Origin of the sequence: Pseudomonas sp. NFPP28 (assembly GCF_900115535.1) — a bacterium.
Classification (GTDB): domain Bacteria; phylum Pseudomonadota; class Gammaproteobacteria; order Pseudomonadales; family Pseudomonadaceae; genus Aquipseudomonas; species Aquipseudomonas extremorientalis.
Map to the genome: position 1 here is coordinate 34,798 of NZ_FOWT01000001.1, position 17,892 is coordinate 52,689.

15 protein-coding genes are annotated in these 17,892 nt (G+C 55.4%); all 15 read right to left on the reverse strand.

Going from position 1 to position 17,892, the window contains the following annotated elements; genetic code table 11:
- Nucleotides 1-14: 14 nt before the first annotated feature.
- Nucleotides 15-1,289 carry an O-antigen translocase gene (locus BM110_RS00170; protein WP_092247566.1) on the reverse strand — a complete coding sequence of 425 codons (1,275 nt, stop codon included), beginning with the start codon at nucleotides 1,287-1,289 and terminating at the stop codon, nucleotides 15-17.
- On the reverse strand, nucleotides 1,289-2,416 hold the full coding sequence (locus tag BM110_RS00175) for a DegT/DnrJ/EryC1/StrS family aminotransferase (protein WP_092247563.1): 1,128 nt from the start codon (nucleotides 2,414-2,416) through the stop codon (nucleotides 1,289-1,291). The genes BM110_RS00170 and BM110_RS00175 overlap by 1 nt, the downstream gene beginning before the upstream one ends.
- A complete protein-coding gene (locus BM110_RS00180; RefSeq protein WP_092247560.1) occupies nucleotides 2,413-2,877 on the reverse strand; it encodes an acyltransferase in 465 nt (154 codons plus the stop codon). Before BM110_RS00180 ends, BM110_RS00175 begins: the two co-directional genes overlap by 4 nt.
- Complete coding sequence (locus BM110_RS00185) at nucleotides 2,861-3,274, reverse strand: sugar 3,4-ketoisomerase (RefSeq protein ID WP_092247557.1); 414 nt, start codon at nucleotides 3,272-3,274, stop codon at nucleotides 2,861-2,863. Before BM110_RS00185 ends, BM110_RS00180 begins: the two co-directional genes overlap by 17 nt.
- A gap of 568 nt (nucleotides 3,275-3,842) precedes the next feature.
- A complete protein-coding gene (locus tag BM110_RS00190; protein ID WP_093511858.1) occupies nucleotides 3,843-5,192 on the reverse strand; it encodes a Wzz/FepE/Etk N-terminal domain-containing protein in 1,350 nt (449 codons plus the stop codon).
- Nucleotides 5,193-5,616: 424 nt separating this feature from the next.
- A complete protein-coding gene (locus BM110_RS00195; RefSeq protein ID WP_093511860.1) occupies nucleotides 5,617-5,859 on the reverse strand; it encodes a lipopolysaccharide assembly protein LapA domain-containing protein in 243 nt (80 codons plus the stop codon).
- A 24-nt stretch (nucleotides 5,860-5,883) separates the two neighbouring features.
- Nucleotides 5,884-6,180 (reverse strand): integration host factor subunit beta, encoded by a 297-nt coding sequence (gene ihfB, locus BM110_RS00200; RefSeq protein ID WP_003189779.1) that lies wholly within the window; start codon nucleotides 6,178-6,180, stop codon nucleotides 5,884-5,886.
- 132 nt (nucleotides 6,181-6,312) lie between these two features.
- Nucleotides 6,313-6,597, reverse strand: a complete 285-nt coding sequence (locus BM110_RS00205) for a hypothetical protein (RefSeq protein ID WP_071489068.1) — start codon at nucleotides 6,595-6,597, stop codon at nucleotides 6,313-6,315.
- A gap of 162 nt (nucleotides 6,598-6,759) precedes the next feature.
- On the reverse strand, nucleotides 6,760-8,451 hold the full coding sequence (gene rpsA, locus BM110_RS00210; RefSeq protein WP_071489067.1) for a 30S ribosomal protein S1: 1,692 nt from the start codon (nucleotides 8,449-8,451) through the stop codon (nucleotides 6,760-6,762).
- Nucleotides 8,452-8,570: 119 nt separating this feature from the next.
- Nucleotides 8,571-9,260 (reverse strand): (d)CMP kinase, encoded by a 690-nt coding sequence (gene cmk / locus BM110_RS00215; protein WP_003172653.1) that lies wholly within the window; start codon nucleotides 9,258-9,260, stop codon nucleotides 8,571-8,573.
- Nucleotides 9,257-11,467: a bifunctional prephenate dehydrogenase/3-phosphoshikimate 1-carboxyvinyltransferase gene (locus BM110_RS00220; protein WP_256575348.1), complete on the reverse strand. Its 2,211-nt coding sequence runs from the start codon at nucleotides 11,465-11,467 to the stop codon at nucleotides 9,257-9,259. The genes cmk and BM110_RS00220 overlap by 4 nt, the downstream gene beginning before the upstream one ends.
- Nucleotides 11,468-11,495: 28 nt before the next feature.
- On the reverse strand, nucleotides 11,496-12,608 hold the full coding sequence (gene hisC / locus BM110_RS00225; RefSeq protein ID WP_093511863.1) for a histidinol-phosphate transaminase: 1,113 nt from the start codon (nucleotides 12,606-12,608) through the stop codon (nucleotides 11,496-11,498).
- A 9-nt stretch (nucleotides 12,609-12,617) separates the two neighbouring features.
- Nucleotides 12,618-13,712: a prephenate dehydratase gene (gene pheA, locus BM110_RS00230; protein WP_003172650.1), complete on the reverse strand. Its 1,095-nt coding sequence runs from the start codon at nucleotides 13,710-13,712 to the stop codon at nucleotides 12,618-12,620.
- On the reverse strand, nucleotides 13,712-14,797 hold the full coding sequence (serC, locus tag BM110_RS00235) for a 3-phosphoserine/phosphohydroxythreonine transaminase (RefSeq protein ID WP_093511865.1): 1,086 nt from the start codon (nucleotides 14,795-14,797) through the stop codon (nucleotides 13,712-13,714). The genes pheA and serC overlap by 1 nt, the downstream gene beginning before the upstream one ends.
- 216 nt (nucleotides 14,798-15,013) lie before the next feature.
- Entirely contained in the window at nucleotides 15,014-17,668 is a 2,655-nt protein-coding gene (gyrA, locus tag BM110_RS00240) for a DNA gyrase subunit A (RefSeq protein WP_010211963.1), read from the reverse strand.
- Nucleotides 17,669-17,892 lie beyond the last annotated feature (224 nt).

Below are 17,892 nucleotides of genomic sequence, written 5' to 3' on the forward strand. Positions count from 1 at the left end.
AACTAGACTAGTAGCTAATTTTTATTTTCCGTAAAACCCTGTCGATCAACTAATTTACGCCATATAAAAAAAGCCATAACCAGCCAATAAAGAAAGTAGTTCACAGCATGTGCTATTGCGACCCCTTGAAATCCATATATCTTGGTAAAGCCCCATGTAAATGCTACAAAACCAGCTGCAAAAATCACTTCCGAGCAAATAAATAGTTTCATCATGGCTTTACCCAACATAAGATAAGCCAAAACCCACCCCCCTATCTTCAAGGTATCGCCAAGCATTTGCCAGGCAAACAGTTCACGCATAGGTGAAAAATCCCCGGTGAACAATGTAACAATGATAAAGTCTCTCATCAGGTAAATAATCAATGCACTAACAATAGCAATTGGCAAAATGACTCGATACCCTTGTACTATTTCACTCCTGATTTCATTTGCGCCTTTAAGCTCAGACAACCGGGGCAGGTAATACACACTCAATGTGGTTGTCACGAGCATTAAGTACGCAGCACTTAAACGCCACATTGCCTCCCAATAACCAGCCGCCTGCAAACCAAACGTTTCGCCAAGGTAATCACGAACCAGTATATGGCTTACGGGAACACAGGCCGCCGACGTAAACGCCATCAACGCATATTTACTCAAGTTTAGGGCAACGGCAGCGTCAATACCGGAGAAGAAATATGAAACTCTAAACCAAGGAGCTCTATAGCACAGCGCCAGCGTAACAACGAAAGCAAAAGATTGATAAACTGCAAGGGCAATCAAAGCTCCATATAGGCCAAAGTTCATAGCCATGAATGCGGTGATTACAAGTGAAAAAATACTTCCAGCTATATTAGCGAGCACATAGGTTGCTATTTCTTTCCGCCCATTTAGGACAGCCAACAATAGTGCGTTAAACGAAAAAAACACAAGCGAGACCGCAAAGCATATGAATACTCCGCCATACCCCTCGCTGCTCAAAAACCAACTCGACAGTGTTTTGTTACAAAAAATGATGATAAACGCGCTCAGCAAAGACCCTATTAGCGCTATTGTCCCTGCGGTCCCCCATACTTTGCGCTGCGATATGTGATCCCCGACATACTCCGCAGTATATTTTGTGACGCCAGTATTAACTGCACCACTTGCAAATGTCGTGATCATTTGGATAGCGTTCTGAAATTGCCCAAGCGCTGCATATCCACCTGGGCCAACATAGATAGCAAGAACCTTGTTGACCCCCAAAAGTGTCAGCATTTTTATAGCAACGGCAATGCTATTCAACAAGCCTGTGCGTATTAATGTCATTAGATGCTGCCGACCCGAAAGCTGTTACAGGCCGACACAACTTTCCACGCCTCTTCCAAGGTTAAAGTAGGGCCAAGTGGAAGGCTCAAAACTTCATCATGGATCAACTCTGTAATGGGCAATGATAATCCTGACATATGGGTATATGCTTTTTGCTTATGAATCGGTACTGGGTAATGAATGAGTGTTTGAACTCCGTTATCTTGAAGATGTTTTTGTAGTTCATCGCGATGGGCGGTTCGAATGACGAATAAATGCCAGACGTGCTCTGCAAATTCCTGCACGCATTTATCTACTGGCAATGGTAAAATTAGGTTTGGGTTTTTGATACCTTGTAAATATACGTCTACAATCTCACGTCTCCGTGCTGTCTGCGCATCCAGATATTTTAGCTTCACAGACAGCACCGCTGCCTGTAGTTCATCTAAACGACTATTTACCCCTCGATATATATTCTGATATTTTTCATGAGATCCGTAATTACGAAGAGCACGCAACACTTGAACCAGTTCTTCATCGTTCGTTGTAATGGCCCCTGCATCTCCAAGGGCTCCTAAGTTTTTTCCTGGGTAAAAACTAAAACCTGAAGCATCCCCCCAAGCCCCCGCCTTCTTCCCCTGGTGAGTTGCCCCGTGAGATTGCGCGGAATCCTCAAGCACCAATAACCCATGTTTCTTTGCGACCGTAAGCAAAGCTGGCATATCCGTAAGTAACCCATAAAGATGTACAGGTAGCAAAACCTTTGTTCTCAGGGTAATCGCGCTCTCAATATTGCTTACATTTAAATTGTATGTCGCAGGGTCTGGTTCAACCAAAACTGGGACGAGACCGTTTTCAGTAATAGCGAGAACACTTGCTATGTAAGTGTTTGCCGGAACAATTACTTCATCACCATCCCTAAGGCGACCCAGTTCTTTCCAGGCCCGTAACGTCAGGCTTAATGCGTCTAAACCGTTAGCTACTCCAACACAAAATTTAACGCCGCAATATTCCGCGAACTCTTGCTCAAAGCGTTGCAACTCAACCCCACCGATATACCAGCCAGAGTCAATTACGCGGGCGCATGCCTCCAGTAACTCACTCCGCATATCGTGATTAATTGTTTTCAGATCTAGAAACTTGATCATACCGTTAGATACCGAATTATTTTAGCTGGATTACCGACTACCACGGAGAAATCAGGCACGTCTTTCGTCACAACGGCGCCTGCACCGACCATAGCGGAACGCCCAATAGTAACGCCAGGCAAGATAGTTGCATTAGCACCGATGCTTGCACCAACCTTCACCGTAATACCTACAAATTTCTCCGGGTAAACTTTCGAACGAGGCATCGAATCATTAGTAAAAGTTGCGTTAGGTCCGATAAACACATTATCTTCAATGCGAGTGCCATCCCACAAAAAGACACCAGACTTCAGAGTCACGTTATCACCAATGACTACATCTCCTTCAACTAGCGTATGCGCGCAAAGGTTGCAACCTTTACCAATCTTCGCGCCCTCAAGCACAACACAAAACTGCCAAACACGTGTACCCACGCCTATATCACTACTTTTTACATCTGCAAGCTCATGTATTTTCGGCATAACTTACAAGACCTATAAACTCTGAATAATCTCGAATATAGTCCTGCTCATTATAATAATCACTGGCCAGGACTAAAAGAACGCAATCTGATGAAAAATCATGCATTTCATGCCATATCATTTTATCGATAAATATTGCCTTACTTGAGCTATTCAATAGAACTTGCTCGCTGGTTATGCCATTATTCATCAACATACGACACTGACCCGAAACACAGATTGCTGCTTGCTGTAACTCTCGATGAGCGTGAAAACCGCGAGATACTCCTGGGCGTGTTCCCATCAGAAAATAAACGCGTTTAATGTCAAACGGCACATTTTTTTGCGCTTCTAAAACTACCAGCTGCCCACGCTCATCGCCTAGAACTTGTAAGTCGACCAAGTCTACCAAACTCATTTAGATCCCTCTCAAAGCAGCTTTCATGTCAATTCGCCAGCACGATGCCAGATCGTAGGGAAATATTTATTATTAGACCACGAAAAACCCCACATGCCAAAAAACCAATGTTCTTTTGCAGCGATGAGTGGGTCGGCTCAAAACAATTCCTTGCCGCTGCCCTCTGTCGATTTACCAGTAGTCGCGTCGCTGAGGACACGTGGCGAGTACCGCAGCTCTTGGTGCTGGGGAGCCAGCCCTTCCAGCAGAGAGGTTCCGCTCAGTTTGTATCGACCTCTGTGAAGGGCATCATCGCTTAACTAGCTAAAGGTAGTCACCTAGTCCATACGATGACTTCGGCTATTCAAAGCCGTGGACAAAGCATTTGCTTGAGTCCCGATCATCAAACGACAGCTGCTGCAAGCTCTACTTAGGGTGGGGGAACGCCCCACCCTTCGCCCAACCGGAGATGAATGTAAAACTGGCTGACTTTCGGAATCGCTAACACTGACCACTGGATCTGCTCTTGACCAAAACGATCAGGAGGCAATCCCAGCCACAATACCCTTGAAGTCCTGTACCAAGCTCATCATTGTACCTTTTCGTAGTTTTGGCTGAACGCCCGCGGAACAGCAACTGCTGCGCCAGGCAAAATTTGTAATTCTTTTTCGACAAGACGCCTCGAAATTAGAGTGTAAATAAAAGCAGCGATTACTCCAAGGATCACTCCGAGAAGAAGTCCTGAAGCAACGATGATGGTTTTATTTGGAGAAACTGGACCTAAAGGCTCCAACGCCTCTTTATCTAAAACCACCAATTTCAAAAAGTCCATGTTGACATTCAGATTCCGCAGTCGCGCAGCTTCTGCTCTAAGTGGCTCAACACCATCGAGAAAAAGATCTTCATTCTGACGGCTGTTTAGCATTTCAATTTGGCGATTGAACTGAAGCAATTGAAGCTCTCTGGCAATCTGAGCAACACGCCCTTCGCTGAAGTCATCGGACTTGCGTCGCAACAGCACTTGCCGTTCTGCCTCCAGAGCCTCAACCCCCATAAAGTATAGCGGGGTTTGCTGACTATTAATTTCTGTTCGCATGACACTCGATGCCGTATTACGCCGAGACTCCTCCATAGAGGAAGGTGTCGTAGGCCTTAGGATGTTCAAAGACTTGGCGATACCAATCGCCTCAGCAAGCTGTTCTATGCGATCATTCCGACGGGTCTTGAGTTCAGCCCTAAGCGCCTTCAGCTCATCTTGAAGCTGAGCTTTTTTCAGGAAATCCGACTCCGATAGCGAAGCAATTTCTGCCTCCTTTCTCCCGGCATAACTGGATCGTGCGGCAGCCAATCTTCCATCCAATTCGCCTAGACGGTTCCTTACAATCACACCTAGATCTGCGGCTACCTGACCACGCGCACTTGATATAGCATAATTAACAAAGCCATTGAGAATAGCCACCCCATCAACCCCCTCGGGGTAACTCATTTCAACTTTTATATAAGAACTTATAATATCTTTCTTATTTGAATCCGGAAAAACAATTACGAATGAATTTCGATTAAACTCTTCAAAGCTTTGCTCCAACGTCCGCCCTGGTTTTTCGAATGATTGAAATATGTTTTGATTGGCACGAAAGAAGCTGAGCCGGGTGTCATAAGATTCCAGAGCAGCACCAACTTTAGTCAGAGCGTCTTTTGGCGAAAGTTCATAAATTTTTGATCGATTTAAAGCATCAAGTTCATTAATGGCAGCAGGGCGCAGGATACTAGATACCTTATATTCAGGAGTGATCGTGAAGGCATAGACACCCGAAAGCAATGTCACGATCAACGCTACCGTGCAGACTATAAACTTCTGCCGCCATACAGACAGGAAAAGGGCGTATAGGTCAATTTCATCCGCAGGGGGAGTTGGGGGGGTACGAAAATTACTACTCACAACAAAAACCTGCCTTCAAAGAGAAACTGCGGGCTCGTTATGCAGACTATTTCATGTGTTTTTTATTTTAGTTATATGACCGCCAAAACCCAGCGTCTCTGCCAAATTTTGAGCACACAAAATGCCCGTTATCGAGAACAGATTTCATTTTGCCATCTCTCTGACATATTACAAGTCTTGACAGAGCCGTCAGATTTTTCCCAAACAGGCACGTCAACCCGCCAGAGGCCATGTCTGAAAAATCTGAAAGCGCAAAGGAAATTCCGAATTGTCGAGTTAGACTCAATGAATCCGGGGATGGGAACTACTCGAGGATGACCGCATCATTACAGGACAAAGGCAAAACCGATGCGCCATATCAAGGCAGTTTTCTGACGAACGGCTGCTAAACGTGCGCTCACGCGGTTTAAAGAGAGAGAGTCCCTTAGGCGCGCCCTGCTGGGACCGACCCATGACGCCTAGTGCACACCAGCACACCTAACAACGGCCCTATCAGCATACCGAGAATCAACGCCACGATCACAAATACCGACACCGGCAGCGGCCCAGTCGCCATCCCTAGGAATGAGAGAGACACGCCCTGCTGATTCTCCAGCACAAACGCCAACACCACTAGCGAAACCACCAGCACCGTCAGCACCACAACAACGCGTTTAACTCCGCGCATGACCTTCTCCTACCCCAAAAACACTCAGACGCCTTCTTCCTCTTCTTCGTTCACCCGGTCGCGCAATTCCTTGCCCGGTTTGAAGTGGGGAACGAACTTACCGTCCAGGCTGACGGACTGGCCGGTTTTAGGATTACGGCCTACACGGGGCGCACGATAGTGCAAAGAGAAACTGCCAAACCCACGGATCTCAATCCGATCCCCGGTCGCCAGGCACTGGGACATTTGCTCAAGCATGGTCTTGATAGCCAGCTCGACATCCTTGGATGAGAGCAGCCCTTGATGGGTGACAATTCGTTCGATCAACTCCGACTTCGTCATATTTTTCCCTTCTTTTTCAAGCAGCTAGGAAAAGCGCTTCGAAGGTTTTAGCATGACTTGATGAATTTGAACAGCCCACCGAACAACTTATCCGCAGGATAGGTGGCAACCGGCTATAGGCGTATTCCGACCTCAATTACAGATGACCAGCATAGTGCGGGTTACAGCGCCGGCAGGGTTCCAACCGAATAGATAGTCACCCTCTTCGTCCTTGGCGTCGCTGGACCTGGTGATCACCTTATAGCCCTGCATCTTGCACTCACGGGCAGCGCGCCTCTCGCACTTCTCCCAGCGATTGCCAAGGCCTGAGCAATCGATCTCAATGCCGCTGACGCCGCGCTTGGCGTGGGTTTTAGCGCTGGTGGAGGAGCAACCGGCGAGCACTATCATTGCAAGTATTACGATAAGCCTGTTCATTCAAATCCTTACTGAAACAACAACACAAGAACCGCATTTTTCTTAAGACTATAGTGAGTTCTGACACTGAGCTGTATGCCTTGGTTCTAGGTTGTTGATTCAACGAATTTCAGGCACAAAAAAGGGCGACCGAAGTCGCCCTTTTTTATGGTCTGACAGAACTTAGTTCTGTTTTTCCATTTGTGCACGCAACAGGTCGCCCAGAGTGGTAGGACCAGCAGCGATGCTATCCGAAGGCTTGTCTTTCAAGCTCTGGATGGCTTCTTTCTCTTCAGCATCGTCTTTCGACTTGATGGAGAGCTGGATTACACGGCTCTTGCGGTCAACGCTGATGATCTTGGCTTCTACTTCCTGGCCTTCTTTCAGAACGTTACGCGCGTCTTCAACGCGGTCACGGCTGATTTCGGAGGCTTTCAGAGTCGCTTCGATATCGTCGGCCAGAGTGATGATGGCGCCTTTAGCGTCAACTTCCTTCACGATGCCTTTAACGATTGCGCCTTTGTCGTTGTCCTGAACGTATTCAGAGAACGGGTCGCTTTCCAGTTGCTTGATACCCAGGGAGATACGCTCGCGCTCTGGGTCAACCGACAGGATAACGGTGTCCAGCTCGTCGCCCTTCTTGAAACGACGAACAGCTTCTTCGCCCACTTCGTTCCAGGAGATGTCGGACAGGTGAACCAGGCCGTCGATGCCGCCGTCCAGACCAATGAAGATACCGAAATCGGTGATCGACTTGATGGTGCCGGAGATTTTATCGCCCTTGTTGAACTGGCCAGAGAAATCTTCCCATGGGTTAGATTTGCACTGCTTGATGCCCAGGGAGATACGACGACGCTCTTCGTCGATGTCCAGAACCATAACTTCCACTTCGTCGCCGACTTGTACGACTTTCGAAGGGTGGATGTTCTTGTTGGTCCAGTCCATTTCGGAAACGTGCACCAGGCCTTCCACGCCTTCTTCCAGCTCAGCGAAGCAGCCGTAGTCGGTCAGGTTGGTAACACGCGCGGTTACGCGAGTGCCTTCTGGGTAACGGGCTTTGATAGCAACCCATGGATCTTCGCCCAGTTGCTTCAGGCCCAGGGAAACACGGTTGCGCTCGCGATCGTATTTCAGAACCTTGACATCGATCTCGTCGCCAACGTTGACGATTTCGGAAGGATGCTTGATACGCTTCCAAGCCATGTCGGTAATGTGCAGCAGGCCATCCACGCCACCCAGGTCGACGAATGCGCCGTAGTCGGTGAGGTTTTTGACGATACCTTTGACTTGTTGGCCTTCCTGCAGGGATTCCAGCAGAGCTTCACGCTCGGCGGAGTTCTCTGCTTCCAGGACGCTGCGACGGGAAACGACAACGTTGTTGCGCTTCTGGTCGAGCTTGATGACCTTGAATTCGAGTTCTTTGCCTTCCAGGTGCGTGGTGTCGCGCACTGGACGAACGTCGACCAAAGAACCTGGCAGGAACGCACGGATGCCGTTAACGTCGACAGTGAAGCCGCCTTTAACCTTACCGTTGATAACGCCCTTGACCACTTCTTCAGCTGCGAAGGCTGCTTCGAGAACAATCCAGCATTCAGCGCGCTTGGCTTTTTCACGGGACAGCTTGGTTTCACCGAAACCGTCTTCAACCGAGTCCAGAGCAACGTGAACTTCGTCACCGACATTGATTGTCAGATCACCAGCATCGTTGTAGAACTGTTCCAGCGGGATCAGAGCTTCAGACTTCAGACCAGCGTGAACGGTTACCCAGCGAGCTTGGTAATCGATATCAACGATAACACCGGTGATGATGGAGCCTGCCTGAAGGTTCAGGGTTTTTAGGCTTTCTTCAAAGAGTTCCGCAAAGCTTTCGCTCATTTTAATTCCTGTTGATAAGGGCGAAGAATACGCCCATCTCCACACCCCAGACGGTGTGGGTCAGTTTCAATTAAAAGAAGCACCACAGGACTATGACTGGTCCCCTGCGGCCTTCTTGGTCACCCGGCGATATCGCGAATGGCGATCTCGCTCAAGATGCGTTCCAGCACCTGCTCGATGGACAGCTCCGTGGAATCCAGCTGTATGGCATCAGCCGCCGGCTTGAGCGGGGCTACTGCGCGCTGGGTATCACGCTCATCGCGTGCACGGATCTCATCTAGCAGACTCGACAGACTAACACCATCGACTTTGCCCTTCAACTGCAAGTAGCGGCGGCGAGCCCGCTCCTCGGCGCTGGCGGTCAGGAAAATCTTCAATGGCGCCTCGGGAAACACCACGGTTCCCATATCGCGGCCATCGGCCACCAGGCCCGGCGGTTCCTGGAAAGCCCGCTGGCGCTGCAACAATGCGTCCCGCACCGCTGGCAGCGCGGCAACCTGGGAGGCCCAGGAGCCAACTTGCTCATTGCGCAGGTCATCGGTCACATCGTCCCCTTCAAGGATGATGCGCTGGGGATGCCCTTCCGTCGCGCCGACGAACTGTACATCGAGGTGCGCCGCCAGCAGCTTCAGGGATTCTTCGTTGGTCAGGTCGACGCCATGGTTGCGTGCGGCGAATGCCAGCAGGCGGTACAGCGCGCCGGAATCCAGCAGGCACCAGCCCAGGCGCTTGGCCAGGATGCCGGCGATCGTGCCTTTGCCCGAGCCGCTTGGCCCGTCGATGGTAATCACCGGTGCTTTGATATTCACAATTGAGCCTCTTGGGCAACACGGATGCCGACTTGGGCACACAGTGTAAGAAAGTTCGGAAAAGACGTAGCAACATTGGCGCAGTCACGGATACGAATCGGCGCCGCCGCCCGTAGGGAAGCCACGCTGAATGCCATGGCAATCCGGTGATCGCCATGGGTATGTACGTCACCGCCACCCATCGGGCCACCGTCAATGATAATCCCATCAGGCGTCGGTTCACACGTCACGCCCAGTGCCAGCAGACCATCGGCCATGACCTGAATACGGTCGGATTCCTTCACGCGCAGCTCTTCGGCGCCGCGCAACACGGTCCGCCCTTCGGCACAGGCCGCCGCAACGAACAGCACCGGGAACTCGTCGATCGCCAAAGGCACCAGTGCCTCGGGAATTTCAATACCTTTCAACGCCGCGGCACGTACGCGCAGGTCAGCCACCGGCTCGCCACCCACTTCACGCGGATTTTCCAAGGTAATGTCCGCCCCCATCAGCCGCAGAATGTCGATCACGCCGGTGCGGGTCGGGTTGACACCCACGTGCTCCAGCAACAACTCGGAGCCTTCGGCAATCGAAGCCGCCACCAGGAAAAACGCCGAAGAGGAAATATCCCCCGGCACTTCAATATGTGTTGCAGCCAACGCATGGCCCGACTCAACCGACGCCTTGCCCCCTACCACATCAACCGGATATCCAAAACCGCGCAACATGCGCTCGGTATGATCACGGGTCGGCGCAGGCTCGGTCACCGAGGTCTTGCCCTCGGCGTAAAGCCCGGCCAGCAACAGGCAGGATTTAACCTGCGCACTGGCCATCGGCATCGAATAATCGAAACCTTTGAGCACCTGACCACCCCGGATAGTCAGGGGCGGACGCCCTTCCGGGCCGGTCCCGATCACCGCACCCATTTCCCGCAACGGCTTGGCCACGCGATTCATCGGACGCTTGGACAGGGAAGCGTCGCCCGTCAGCACGCTGTCGAAGCTCTGCGCAGCCAGCAAACCGGACAGCAGGCGCATGGAGGTGCCCGAGTTGCCGAGGTAAATCGGCCCCGGTGCGGGCTTCAAACCATGCAGCCCCACGCCGTGGATGGTCACGCGCCCATGGTGCGGCCCTTCAATCACCACGCCCATGTCGCGAAACGCCTGCAGAGTCGCCAGGGCGTCCTCGCCTTCGAGGAAACCTTCGACTTCCGTCACACCCTCAGCCAACGAACCGAGCATGATCGACCGATGAGAAATCGACTTGTCGCCCGGCACCCGAATGCTTCCGCTCAAGCGGCCGCCCGGGTTGGCGAGGAAGGTCAGGTCATCAGCGTTCACAGCGGTTTCCATATACGCCCGGCGTGCCAGGATCTTGCTGAAATGCTCACGCGCCACCCGCGCACGGGTGAACACACCCAATAATTGATGGCCATCCCCGGCGTCGACCGCATCGCGCAAGGCGTCGAGGTCGCTGCGGAAGGTGTCCAGGGTGCGCAACACCGCTTCGCGATTGGCGAGGAAGATGTCGTGCCACATCACCGGGTCGCTGCCGGCAATCCGCGTGAAGTCGCGGAAGCCACCGGCGGCGTAACGGAAAATCTCGAGGTTCTCGTTGCGCTTGGCCAAAGAATCCACCAGGCCAAACGCCAGCAAATGCGGCAGATGGCTGGTCGCGGCCAGCACTTCGTCGTGACGCTCGACCTGCATATGCTCGACATCCGCACCCAACTCGCGCCACAGGCGATCGACCACCGCCAGCGCCGCCGGATCGGTTTGCGCAAGCGGCGTCAGGATCACTTTGTGTCGACGGAACAGCTGCGCATTCGACGCCTCCACCCCGCTTTGCTCCGAACCGGCAATCGGATGACCCGGCACGAAGCGCGTCGGCATGCCACCAAACGCCTGCTGCGCCGCGCGCACCACATTACCTTTGGCACTGCCGACGTCCGTCAGGATCGCCTGGCCCAGGTCCATGCCCGCCAACACGGCGAGCAATTTCTCCATGGCCAGGATCGGCACGGCCAGCTGGATCACATCCGCGCCCCGGCAGGCGAGCGCCAGGTCCGCTTCACAGCGATCCACCACGCCCAACTCGACCGCCAACTGGCGCGATTGCGGGTCCAGGTCCACACCGACCACTTCGCCACACAGCCCGCTTTCACGCAGGCCTTTGGCGAAGGAGCCGCCGATCAACCCCAGGCCGACCACCACCAGGCGACCGATCATAGGCACAGCAGGTTGCAATGCAGTGACATCAACCACGAGCCAGAACCTTGGCCAGCGCCTCCAGGAAGCGACTGTTTTCAGCCGGCAGACCGATGGTGATGCGCAGGTGATTCGGCATGCCGTAGTTGGCCACCGGACGCACGATCACACCTTCACGCAACAAGCCCTGGAATACCGGAGCGGCCACCTGACCGAGGTCGACGCAGATGAAATTACCCTTGGACGGAACCCAGCCCAGGCCCAGCTCGCGGAAGCCTTCCTGCAACTGCAGCATGCCGCTTTCGTTGATACGACGACCTTGCTCCAGGTACTCGGTATCCTTCACCGCCGCACAGGCCGCGGCCAGGGCCAGGCTGTTGACGTTGAACGGCTGGCGCACGCGGTTCAGCACATCGGCAACCACCGCAGTGGACAGGCCGTAGCCCACGCGCAGCGATGCCAGGCCGTAAGCCTTGGAGAAGGTGCGCGACACCAGCAGGTTCGGGTACGCGGCCAGGAAATCGAGGCCGTTCGGCAGGTCACTGCCTTCGGCGTACTCGATGTAGGCCTCGTCCAGCACCACCAGCACGTGCTTGGGCACGTCTTGCAGGAAGTCGTTCAGCGCCTGGGCGTCGAACCAGGTGCCGGTCGGGTTGTTCGGGTTGGCGATGAACACCACGCGGGTCCGGGCATCGATGGCTGCCAGCATGGCCGGCAGGTCATGGCCCCAATCCTTCGCCGGAATGATGCGCGCATCGGCACCGACGGCCTGGGTCACGATCGGATAGACCGCGAAGGCGTGCTCACTGAACACAGCGTTCAAGCCCGGCGCCAGGTAGGCACGGCCGACCAGCTCGAGAATGTCGTTGGAACCGTTGCCCAGGGTCACCTGGTTCAGCTCGACGCGGCATTTTTCCGCCAGCAACGACTTGAGCGCGAAGCCGTTGCCGTCCGGATACCGGGTCAGCTCAGCCAGCTCTTCACGGATCGCCGCCAGGACTTTGGGGCTAGGGCCCAGCGGGTTCTCGTTGCTCGCCAGCTTGACGATTTTCGAAGGATCCAGGTTCAACTCACGCGCCAGCTCGTCCACAGGCTTGCCCGGAACGTAAGGCGACAGTTGTTGCACGCCCGGCTGCGCCAGGGCGAGGAAGTTGCCACTCATGTTAAAGCCTCACAAAACCGCTTTCGGGTAAGAGCCCAGCACCTTGAGTGCCACGGCTTCCTGACTGATTTTCTCGAGCACGCCCTTGACCAGTGGGTCGCGGTGATGGCCGATGAAGTCGATAAAGAACACATAAGTCCATTTACCGCTGCGCGAAGGACGAGTCTCGATGCGCGTCAGGTCAATCCCGTTGTCGTGGAACGGCACCAGCAGCTCATGCAGTGCGCCGGGCTTGTTGCTCATGGACACGATGATGGAGGTCTTGTCGTCACCGGTCGGCGGTACTTCCTGGCTGCCGATCATCAGGAAGCGCGTGGAGTTGTCCGGGCGGTCCTCGATTTTCTCGGCCAGGCGCGTCAGGCCGTACAGGCCCGCCGCCATATCGCCAGCGATGGCTGCCGAATTCCACTCACCCTTGACCCGCTTGGCGGCTTCGGCGTTGCTGGAGACCGCCACGCGCTCGACATTCGGGTAATGCGCATCCAGCCACTTGCGGCACTGGGCCAGCGACTGGGCGTGGGAGTAGATGCGACTGATGCTATCGGTCTTGGTGTTCTCACCCACCAGCAGGTGGTGGTGGATGCGCAGCTCGACTTCGCCACAGATCACCATGTCGTGCTCGAGGAAGCTGTCCAGCGTGTGGTTGACCGCGCCTTCGGTGGAGTTTTCCACCGGCACCACGCCAAAGTTCACCGCACCGGCCGCCACTTCACGGAACACTTCGTCGATCGCCGCCATTGGCTTGCTGATCACCGCGTGGCCGAAGTGCTTCATGGCCGCCGCCTGGGTAAAGGTGCCTTCCGGGCCGAGGTAGGCCACTTTCAGCGGCTGCTCCAGCGCCAGGCACGAGGACATGATTTCACGGAACAACCGCGCCATCTCTTCGTTGCCCAGCGGGCCCTTGTTGCGCTCCATCACACGCTTGAGCACCTGGGCTTCACGCTCGGGCCGATAGAACACCGGCACTTCGCCTTCGGCCAGGGACGCCATCTTCACCCTTGCCACTTCCTGGGCGCACCGCGCGCGCTCACTGATCAGCTCCAGGACTTTCTCGTCCAGGCTGTCGATGCGTACACGCAGGGCCTTGAGTTCTTGCTCAGACATTAGCCGTGTTCCTTTTCGAACTCTGCCATGTAGGCAACCAGCGCGTTGATCGCGTGGATGTTGACGGCGTTGTAGATGGAGGCGCGCATGCCACCCACCGAGCGGTGACCCTTGAGGTTCAGCAGGCCACGCGCGTCGGCACCGGCCAGGAACGGCTTGTCCAGGCGGTCGTCAGCCAGGCGGAACGGCACGTTCATCCACGAGCGGTCGGTCAGGTTGATCGGGTTGCTGTACAGGCCGCTGGCGTCGATGAAGTCGTACAAGACGCGCTTCTTCTCTTCGTTGAGCTTGCCCATCGCAGCGACACCGCCCTGCTCTTTCAGCCACTCGAAGACCAGGCCGGACAGGTACCAGGCGAACGCCGGCGGGGTGTTGTACATCGAGCCGTTATCCGCCGCGACCTTATAGTTGAGCATGGTCGGGCACAGCGAACGGGCACGGCCCAGCAGGTCTTCGCGGATGATGTTGACCAGGATGCCGCTCGGGCCGATGTTCTTCTGCGCGCCAGCGTAGATCATGCCGTACTTCGACACATCGATCGGGCGCGAGAGGATGTCCGAGGACATGTCGCACACCAGCGGCACGTCGCCCACTTCCGGCACCCAATCGAACTCCAGGCCGCCAATGGTTTCGTTGGCCACGTAGTGCACGTAGGCAGCGTCCTTCGACAACTTCCACTCGTTCTGACCCGGAATGGCGAAATAGTCGTAAGGCTTGGCGGTGCCCGCCACATTGACGTGACCGTAACGGGAAGCCTCTTCAATGGCCTTCTGGCCCCAGATACCAGTGTCGATATAGTCGGCAGTGCCGTCTTCCGGCAGCAGGTTCAGCGGGATCTGGGCGAATTGCTGGCTGGCGCCGCCCTGCAGGAATAGCACTTTGTAGTTGGAAGGGATGTCCAGCAAGTCGCGCAGATCCTGCTCGGCCTTGGTGGCGATGGACACGAACTCATCGCTGCGATGGCTCATTTCCATCACGGAGAGGCCTTTTCCATGCCAGTCGAGGAGTTCACCCTGCGCACGCTGCAGGACTGCTTCAGGAAGCGCCGCGGGACCGGCACAGAAGTTATAGGCTCTCTTGCTCACATCCAATCTCACTCTGATCTGGTGGGGCTGCAATCATGTTCGGCAACGCTCCGCTTCCGGAGCGGACCGTTGTGGAAGCTGGCTTGCCTGCGATACAGGCGCCTCGGTAAGTCAGTGATACCGTGGTGATGCCATTGCAGGCAAGCCAGCTCCCACATGTTTCTAAGGGGACAAACAACAAGGGGGCGAATCTTCATCCGCCCCCTGTGTGTCCGCTTATTCCTGCGGTTCTTCTTCGTCTGCGGCAGCGTCGAGGGTTGGCTCGTCGACGTTGTCATCGCCTGCTGCGATCACCTCGCCTTCAAACTCCTCGCCTTCCAGCTCTTCGCCTTCGACTTCCGATGGCTCCTGAACACGCTCCAGGCCGACCAGTTTTTCGTCCTTGGCCAGCTTGATCAGGGTCACGCCCTGGGTGTTACGGCCCAGGCTCGACACTTCAGCCACACGGGTACGTACCAGGGTGCCCTGGTCGGAGATCAGCATGATTTCCTCGCCGTCGAGCACCTGCACCGCACCGACCAGACGGCCGTTGCGGTCGTTGCTGACCATGGCGATCACGCCCTGGCCGCCACGCTTGTACTCCGGGAACTCGCTGATGGCGGTGCGCTTGCCATAACCACGCTCGGAAGCGGTGAGGATCTGGCTGCCTTCTTCCGGGATCAACATCGAAATCAGCTTCTGCCCTTCCGGCAGGCGCATGCCGCGCACACCGCGGGCAGTACGGCCCATGGCACGAACGTCGGATTCCTTGAAGCGCGTTACTTTACCGCCGTCGGAGAACAGCATGACTTCACGCTCGCCGTCGGTGATGGCAGCGGAGATCAGCACGTCGCCTTCGTCCAGCTCCAGGGCGATCAGGCCCACGCTGCGCTGGCGGCTGAAGGATTCCAGCGGGGTCTTCTTCACGGTGCCTTTGGCGGTGGCCATGAAGATGAAGTGACCTTCGGTGTATTCCTCGACCGGCAGCATGGTGGTGATGTATTCATCACTGTCCAGCGGCAGCAAGTTGACCAGTGGGCGACCACGGGCGGCACGGGACGCTTCCGGGATTTCGTAGGTCTTGAGCCAGTACACCTTGCCCTTGCTGGAGAACAGCAGCAGCGTGGTGTGGCTGTTGGCAACCAGCAGGTGAGCGATGTAGTCCTCATCCTTCACGCCGGTAGCCGATTTACCTTTACCACCACGACGCTGGGCCTGGTACGCAGCCAGCGGCTGGGTCTTGGCGTAGCCACCGTGGGAGATGGTCACCACGCGCTCCTCTTCCGGGATCATGTCACCCAGGGTCAGGTCGAGGCGTGCATCGAGAATCTCGGTGCGACGCACATCGCCGTATTCGGCGCGGATCACTTCCAGTTCTTCGCGGATCACTTCCATCAGGCGCACGGCGCTGCTGAGGATGCGGATCAACTCGCCGATCTGGTTGAGGATCTCCTGGTACTCGGCCAGCAGCTTCTCGTGCTCCAGGCCAGTCAGGCGGTGCAGGCGCAGTTCCAGGATGGCCTGGGCCTGTTCCGGCGACAGGAAGTACTTGCCTTCACGCAGACCGTATTGCGGGTCCAGGGTCTCCGGACGGCACGAGTCGGCGCCGGCACGTTCAACCATCGCCACCACGGCGCTGGATTCCCAAGGGGTGCTGATCAACGCTTCCTTGGCTTCCGACGGGGTTGGCGAGGCCTTGATCAGAGCGATCACCGGGTCGATGTTCGACAGCGCAACTGCCTGGCCTTCCAGGATGTGGCCGCGCTCGCGGGCCTTGCGCAGTTCGAACACGGTACGGCGGGTGACCACTTCGCGACGGTGACGCACGAAGGCTTCCAGCAGGTCCTTGAGGTTCAGGATGCGCGGGCGGCCATCGATCAGTGCAACCACGTTGATACCAAACACGCTTTGCAGCTGGGTCTGGGCGTAGAGGTTGTTGAGGATCACCTCAGGCACTTCGCCACGACGCAGCTCGATCACCACGCGCATACCGTCTTTGTCGGACTCGTCGCGCAGCTCGGTGATGCCTTCGAGCTTCTTCTCTTTGACCAGCTCGGCGATCTTCTCGATCAGACGTGCCTTGTTCAGTTGGTACGGCAGCTCGGTGATGACGATCTGCTGGCGGCCACCGACCTTGTCGATGTCTTCGATGATCGAGCGGGCACGCATGTAAATGCGGCCGCGACCGGTGCGATAGGCTTCGATGATGCCGGCGCGACCGTTGATGATCGCGGCGGTCGGGAAGTCCGGGCCGGGGATGTATTGCATCAGCTCATCGACGGTCAGCTCGGGGTTGTCGATGAGGGCCAGGCAACCGTCGATGACTTCACCGAGGTTGTGCGGCGGGATGTTGGTCGCCATGCCCACGGCGATACCGCTGGAACCGTTGACCAGCAGGTTGGGGATCTTGGTCGGCATGACGGCCGGGATCATTTCGGTGCCGTCGTAGTTCGGCACCCAGTCCACGGTTTCTTTATGCAGGTCGGCCAGCAGTTCGTGCGCCAGCTTGGTCATGCGCACTTCGGTGTATCGCATGGCCGCGGCGTTGTCGCCGTCGACCGAACCGAAGTTGCCCTGGCCGTCTACCAGCAGGTAGCGCAGGGAAAACGGCTGGGCCATCCGAACGATGGTGTCGTACACCGCAGTGTCGCCGTGAGGGTGATACTTACCGATCACGTCACCGACAACACGGGCAGATTTCTTGTACGGCTTGTTCCAGTCGTTACCCAGCTCGCTCATCGCGAACAGCACACGCCGGTGCACGGGCTTCAAGCCATCGCGCGCATCAGGCAGTGCCCGACCGACAATTACGCTCATCGCGTAGTCGAGGTAGGACTGTTTCAGCTCGTCTTCGATATTGACCGGGAGGATTTCTTTGGCCAGTTCGCCCATGAGAAGCCTGATTCCTTTTTCGGGTGAAACCTCGTCACATCCATATGGGACGAACGAAGCTCGCCGCTGCCGGCAGAGTGCCTGACAACGACTTACGACAAATCAACGAGTTATGACACGGATCTGCACGTTATAGGCCACCCCTCGGGGCAGCCCTGGAAACCGCCGGATGTTATCACAATCGCCGCCACGCACCTATCCCCCTGATGCGCATGGAGCATAGT

Excerpts from the sequence above, each read along its gene's own strand:
- ihfB (WP_003189779.1), bottom strand. The coding sequence starts at position 6,180 with ATGACGAAGTCGGAGTTGATCGAACGAATTGTCACCCATCAAGGGCTG.
- BM110_RS00185 (WP_092247557.1), bottom strand. The coding sequence starts at position 3,274 with ATGAGTTTGGTAGACTTGGTCGACTTACAAGTTCTAGGCGATGAGCGT.
- BM110_RS00195 (WP_093511860.1), bottom strand. The coding sequence starts at position 5,859 with ATGCGCGGAGTTAAACGCGTTGTTGTGGTGCTGACGGTGCTGGTGGTT.
- rpsA (WP_071489067.1), bottom strand. The coding sequence starts at position 8,451 with ATGAGCGAAAGCTTTGCGGAACTCTTTGAAGAAAGCCTAAAAACCCTG.
- BM110_RS00220 (WP_256575348.1), bottom strand. The coding sequence starts at position 11,467 with ATGATCGGTCGCCTGGTGGTGGTCGGCCTGGGGTTGATCGGCGGCTCC.
- hisC (WP_093511863.1), bottom strand. The coding sequence starts at position 12,608 with ATGAGTGGCAACTTCCTCGCCCTGGCGCAGCCGGGCGTGCAACAACTG.
- BM110_RS00205 (WP_071489068.1), bottom strand. The coding sequence starts at position 6,597 with ATGAACAGGCTTATCGTAATACTTGCAATGATAGTGCTCGCCGGTTGC.
- gyrA (WP_010211963.1), bottom strand. The coding sequence starts at position 17,668 with ATGGGCGAACTGGCCAAAGAAATCCTCCCGGTCAATATCGAAGACGAG.
- pheA (WP_003172650.1), bottom strand. The coding sequence starts at position 13,712 with ATGTCTGAGCAAGAACTCAAGGCCCTGCGTGTACGCATCGACAGCCTG.
- BM110_RS00180 (WP_092247560.1), bottom strand. The coding sequence starts at position 2,877 with ATGCCGAAAATACATGAGCTTGCAGATGTAAAAAGTAGTGATATAGGC.
- BM110_RS00175 (WP_092247563.1), bottom strand. The coding sequence starts at position 2,416 with ATGATCAAGTTTCTAGATCTGAAAACAATTAATCACGATATGCGGAGT.
- BM110_RS00170 (WP_092247566.1), bottom strand. The coding sequence starts at position 1,289 with ATGACATTAATACGCACAGGCTTGTTGAATAGCATTGCCGTTGCTATA.